Here is a 5,182-nt window from a genome sequence, read left to right on the forward strand (position 1 = left end):
CTTCTGACACCTGAAGATCTCCGGCTGAGGGGGACGGCCCTCTGCCGGTGGCCGTGGACCCGAGCGGGGCCCACGGCGACCGTCTCCGGGGCACGCGCATGGACGTGCGCGCGCCCCGGAACGGTCTACCCGCCACGCCCCCGTGACGGGCATCGTCCCGGTCCCGCACGACCGCGCCCCACCTCCCTGAAACCCACGTCGACGCCGACGTGCAACCGACCGGAGGAGCCGCCGTGGCCGCCCAGCCCACGTCCAGCAGTACGGACGCAGACCCGACCCGCTCGCACAAACACCCAGTTGACGAGAGACTCCCCGCACTGAAGATGGCGACCAGCGGTCTGCAGCACGTGGCCGCCATGTACGCGGGAGTCGTCGCCCCGCCCCTGATCGTCGGCGCGGCCGTGGGCCTGACCCCGACCGAACTGACCTTCCTCACCGGCGCCTGCCTGTTCACCGCGGGCCTCGCCACCTTCCTCCAGACCCTCGGGATCTGGAGGATCGGCGCTCGGCTGCCGTTCGTCAACGGCGTCACCTTCGCCGGGGTCGCCCCGATGATCGCCGTCGTCAACTCCACCGACGACAGGAGCGACGCGCTGCCGGTCATCTTCGGCGCGGTCATCGTCGCCGGCGTACTCGGCTTCTTCGCCGCCCCGTTCTTCAGCAAGGCGGTCCGCTTCTTCCCGCCCGTCGTCACCGGCACGGTCATCACGCTCATCGGCATATCCCTGATGCCGGTCGCCTTCGGCTGGGCGCAGGGCCCCAACCCCGCGGCTGACGACTACGGTTCCACCACCAACCTGGGCCTGGCGGGCGCGACCCTCGTCGTCGTCCTGCTCCTGCGCCGCTTCACCCGCGGCTTCGTCAAACAGATCGCCGTGCTGCTCGGCCTGGTCGTCGGCACGCTCGTCGCCATCCCCTTCGGCGCCACCGACTTCGGGCCGGTGGCCGACGCGGCCGTCGTCGGCTTCCCCACGCCGTTCCACTTCGGCGCCCCGCAGTTCCAGCTCGCCGCGATCCTCTCGATGTGCGTGGTGATGGTGGTCTCGATGACCGAATCGACCGCGGACATGCTGGCGTTGGGCGAGATCGTCGAGCGCCCCGCCGACGAGAGGACCATCGCGGCGGGCCTGCGCGCCGACACCCTCGGCTCCGCCCTCAGCCCGCTCTTCAACGGCTTCATGTGCAGCGCCTTCGCCCAGAACATCGGGCTGGTCGCCATGACCAGGATCCGCAGCCGGTACGTCGTCGCCACGGGCGGCGGTTTCCTCGTCCTGATGGGCCTGTGCCCGATGGCCGCCTCGCTCATCGCCGTCGTACCCCGTCCCGTGCTCGGCGGCGCGGGCGTGGTGCTGTTCGGCTCGGTCGCCGCGAGCGGCATCCAGACCCTCGTCAAGGCAGGTCTGGAGAAGGACAACAACGTCCTGATCGTGGCGGTCTCGCTGGCCGTCGGCATCATCCCGATCACGGCGCCGGAGTTCTACCACGCGTTCCCGGAGACCGCGAAGATCATCCTGGACTCGGGGATCTCGACGGGGTGCGTGGCGGCGGTCGTCCTGAACCTCGTCTTCAACCACCTCGGCGGCGGGCGTGCGGCCGACGAGGTGACGGCACCGATGGATCCGCAGCCGGCCTCGGTCCACTGACCCGTCCGTACGGGACCTTCCCTCTGCGGGACCTCCCGTACGGACGGGCAGGGCGCGGCACGTCACGCGGGCCGCGCCCTTGGGTGTTCAGTCAGGTATCGAGCCGGGTGTTCAGCCGATGTGGTAGCTGTCCCCGTAGACCTGCCAGTCCAGGGGCGGATCCAGGTTCAGGTTCCGGTTCCTGAGGAAGACGCGCTGGGCGGTGTCCACCCGGCTGGTGTCCTCGTGGGCCTCCTCCTGCTTCATCGCCCACACCCGGGCGTCGAGGAAGGCGTTGAGGTACGTCACCTCGTCGCCGCCCTGCGCCGGGGGCCTCGCCCGGTCGAGCGCCCGCCTGCGGATGCTGCTGAAACTCGTGCTGTCGCCGCCGTCGCCGTGCATCACGATGGCGTCGTAGTACGCGAACTGGCCGAGCGTGCCGATGCCGTCGGCCTTGCCGCGACCGACCGCGGGGTTGAAGTAGACGCGGTCACGCTCGTCGTTCTGGGCCTGCCGGAACGCCTCGTCCTGGGCGGCCCGGCGCCAGGCGTCCGGGTATCCGGGGTCGAGGCCCTCGTGGGAGTCGGTGCCGTCGACGCGACGCAGGGCCGGCAGGTACCCGGCCAGTACGTTGCCCGGCCTGCGCTGCGCGTACAGCTCGACGAGGTCCAGCATGTCGCCCGTACCGGAGCAGAAGCCGATGATCCCGGCCGTGTAGCCGCGGCCGTCGCCGATGTCCTCGATGTACCGGTACTGCGCCTTCCAGTCCAGCGAGGAGTTCTCCGCGCTGGAGACCAGTTGCATGGCGATCTCCTTCTTCGCCGGGTCGTCGAGGCCGGCCGGCGCGGCGCTCGCGGACTTGGTGGCCATGACGGGACCTGCCACCAGGGATGCTCCGATCAGCGCGAGAATCGTTCGACGCGAGGAGCGTATGTGGGGGGTGTGCACGGGACCTCCAGTGGGGTGGGAGTCGTTCCTCCGTACTGTTAGGAAAGTTTCCTACCAGAGTTTCGGGGTGACGTATACCCGTCAAGGAGGTGTGTGTTGCGGAGGGGCCGAGCTCGTACTGCGGGGCCGGGCGGCGGCGCCGGACCGGCTAGCGGGCCGTGACCAGCACTTCTCGTACGCGGACGGCGGCTTCGTACGTGTCACCGGTGGGCCGGGTGGCGAGATGCCCCGGCCGGCGCGTCCAGCGCTCCTCCAGGGCGAACCAGTCAACGGCCTCCGGCGCCCGGTCCTCCGCCATCGCGGCCCGCAGCTCGGTGAAGTACGTTGCCCAGCGCAGCCGGTAGAGCCCGCCGACCAGACCCGCCCACTCACGGTTGGCGTAGTCGCGCAGTCCGGCGTCCGCGCCCTGCCGGGTACCCCACACCGTCAGCAGCGACAGATTGTCGTACGCCAGCCGGTCCCGCTCCGCCGCGTCCGCGCCCCAGGCCCGCGCGTCCGTGACCCAACGCCCCAGCAGATGCCGGGAGTCGGTGGCCAGCAGGGTCTCCAGGACGTCCATCAGGGCGAGCCAGTCGCCGGTCATCCGGTCGAAGCAGGGCGCGTCCTCGGCCTCGTACGCCTTCCTGATGCGGGGGAGGAGGGCGCGGCTGCGGTTGGAGACGGCCTGGCGGGCCACGTCCAGGAGGTCACGCCGGTACGCGGAGGAGTTCCGGAGGTTCGCGCGCACCCGGAGCAGTTCGCCGAGCGCGGGCTCGAACTCATCGGCGCTGTACCGGAGTTGCTTGGGCGACCACTTGGCGGCCGACTTCGCCGTGAGCGAGGGGCGGGCGCCGAACAGTCCTTCGGCGCCCTCGCTCCACGAGTCGGCGCGTGTCGTGCCGTACGCGGTGCGACGCAGGATGTCCCAGGCGGCCTCGGCGTGCGGATCGCGGGCACCGTAGCGGGAGAGGGCCCAGTCCCTGAACCAGACGTTGAGGTCCAACTCGCCGCCCTCCCAGGCGAGTTCGGAGAAGAGGTCGAAGGCGGCGGGGTTGTTGTCGGCCGCCTCGGGCAGCAGGGCGACACCGCGCAGGGTGCTGCCCGGCTTGGTGCGCCACTTGTTGAACAGGGCTGCCCAGTCGGGGGTGTTGGCGCCCAGGGTCGTATGGCCGCCGAAGTTCCAGATCGAGCCGAAGGCGTACGGGGTGTCGCCCCAGTCGGCCTCCCGGTCCTTCACCTTCGGGAAGCGGTCGGAGAGGCCGTCGATGACGAGCATGTGGGACTTGTCGACGGCGTCGACGATGGCCCGCGGCGGGTTGCGCTGCCAGCCGAGGATGACCCAGATCGCGTCCGGGTGCGCGGCGAGCAGCGCCTTCTCGACGCCCTGCGCCGCGTCGGCGACCGGAACGTCACCCGGGTCGCCGCCCTCGTGCAGCAGGTCCATCCTGTAGAGCGTCGAAGGGCCGCCGAACAGCTCGTCCTGGGCCCGGTAGAAGGCTGCCGCGACGCGCGCGAAGTGTTTGGTGCGCGGGTCCAGCCAGTCGGGGCGCCGCAGTCCCATCCAGGTGCCCTGGGGGATGGTGCGCGCCCCTTCGTTCCGGTCGGCGAAGCCCGGCGGGACCGTGCCGAAGTAGCCCGGGAACACGGGCGTCATGCCCAACTCCCGTACCCGGTCGGTGATTCGCCGCCCGAGCGCGGCGCGCGCGTCCAGGAGCTGCCGCGACACGGGATCCGGGAAGGCGGCGAGATTCTGCATCAGCCACCACGGCTGATGGGCGGGCCCCGCGATCCACTGCCGCAGCTCCTCGTCCGTGTACCCGAACCCGCGGAACACGCGGTGGTACAGCGCGTCCGCGCCCGTGTACACCAGCACCTCGTTGTAGCCGTGCAACGCCAGCACGTCGAGCTCGCGCTCCCAGTACGTCCAGTCGTTGTACGCGCCGGTGTAGCCGTCGTTCGTGTCGTTGAGGGCGAATCGGTGCGGGACGTTGGCCGTCCTGGTCACCGGATCGGCCGGGCCGGGCAGGTCCGTCGGGAGGTCGAGCTGCTCGCCCGCCCAGCTGATGTTGGCGTGGGCGATGTGCTTCAAGTACCAGCGGAGGCCGGTCAGTTGGGTGGCTGCGGTGTTGCCGGTGATGGTGATGCGGCCGGTGTCGCCGGAGACGCTGAACGTGTCTGTCCCGGTCCCGGTTCCGGTCCTGGTGCCCGTCGACTCGAATCTCAGCTGCCGCCAGTGGTGGGGGAGGAGCCGCCGGGCCGCCCTCGTTGCCGTCGCTGCTGCCGCCTCCGTCACGGGTGCCTCCTTGGCCAGGGTGCCGTCCGAGTGCGCGGGTGCGTGAGAACAAGCGACGGTACCGGCTGCGCCGGCGACGGCGGTGAGGAACGCGCGACGGGGCAGCGGCATGGGGTCTCCGGGTTTGCTTTGTGAGGGTGGGAGCGGGGTGCCGTGGGAGGGATACCCCCGGTGGGGGGCCTGGGTACGGCGGTTGGGCCACATGGGGGAGAACCGAGGGTGAACTGGCCGAGGGGTTTCCTCGCCCCCTCCGCCCCTACCCTCCCCCAGTCTCGGCTTCGCTCGAGCGGGGGGACCCCCATCGTCCCTGACTCAGGGGCGCCGCCCCCGAACCCCCGCC

The 5,182-nt window shown here is 70.9% G+C and carries 3 protein-coding genes; 1 reads left to right on the forward strand and 2 read right to left on the reverse strand.

The window, feature by feature from the left end:
• Window positions 1-233 precede the first annotated feature (233 nt).
• Window positions 234-1,643 carry a nucleobase:cation symporter-2 family protein gene (locus O3Q52_RS48555; protein WP_269654843.1) on the forward strand — a complete coding sequence of 470 codons (1,410 nt, stop codon included), beginning with the start codon at window positions 234-236 and terminating at the stop codon, window positions 1,641-1,643.
• A 111-nt stretch (window positions 1,644-1,754) separates the two neighbouring features.
• Here O3Q52_RS48555 and O3Q52_RS48560 read toward each other — a convergent pair whose 3' ends face one another.
• Together O3Q52_RS48560 and O3Q52_RS48565 are read right to left on the reverse strand one after the other, a co-directional pair.
• The gene (locus O3Q52_RS48560; protein ID WP_269654844.1) at window positions 1,755-2,492 is read right to left on the reverse strand and encodes a chitosanase; all 738 of its coding nucleotides are present in this window, start codon (window positions 2,490-2,492) and stop codon (window positions 1,755-1,757) included.
• A 226-nt stretch (window positions 2,493-2,718) separates the two neighbouring features.
• Window positions 2,719-4,953: an alpha-N-acetylglucosaminidase gene (locus O3Q52_RS48565; RefSeq protein WP_269654845.1), complete on the reverse strand. Its 2,235-nt coding sequence runs from the start codon at window positions 4,951-4,953 to the stop codon at window positions 2,719-2,721.
• Between the last annotated feature and the right edge of the window lie 229 nt (window positions 4,954-5,182).

It is taken from the genome of Streptomyces sp. ActVer, from assembly GCF_027270795.1.
GTDB lineage: Bacteria > Actinomycetota > Actinomycetes > Streptomycetales > Streptomycetaceae > Streptomyces > Streptomyces umbrinus_A.

Coding starts and splice junctions, on each gene's coding strand:
- O3Q52_RS48565 (WP_269654845.1), bottom strand. CDS start 4,953: ATGCCGCTGCCCCGTCGCGCGTTCCTCACCGCCGTCGCCGGCGCAGCC.
- O3Q52_RS48560 (WP_269654844.1), bottom strand. CDS start 2,492: ATGGCCACCAAGTCCGCGAGCGCCGCGCCGGCCGGCCTCGACGACCCG.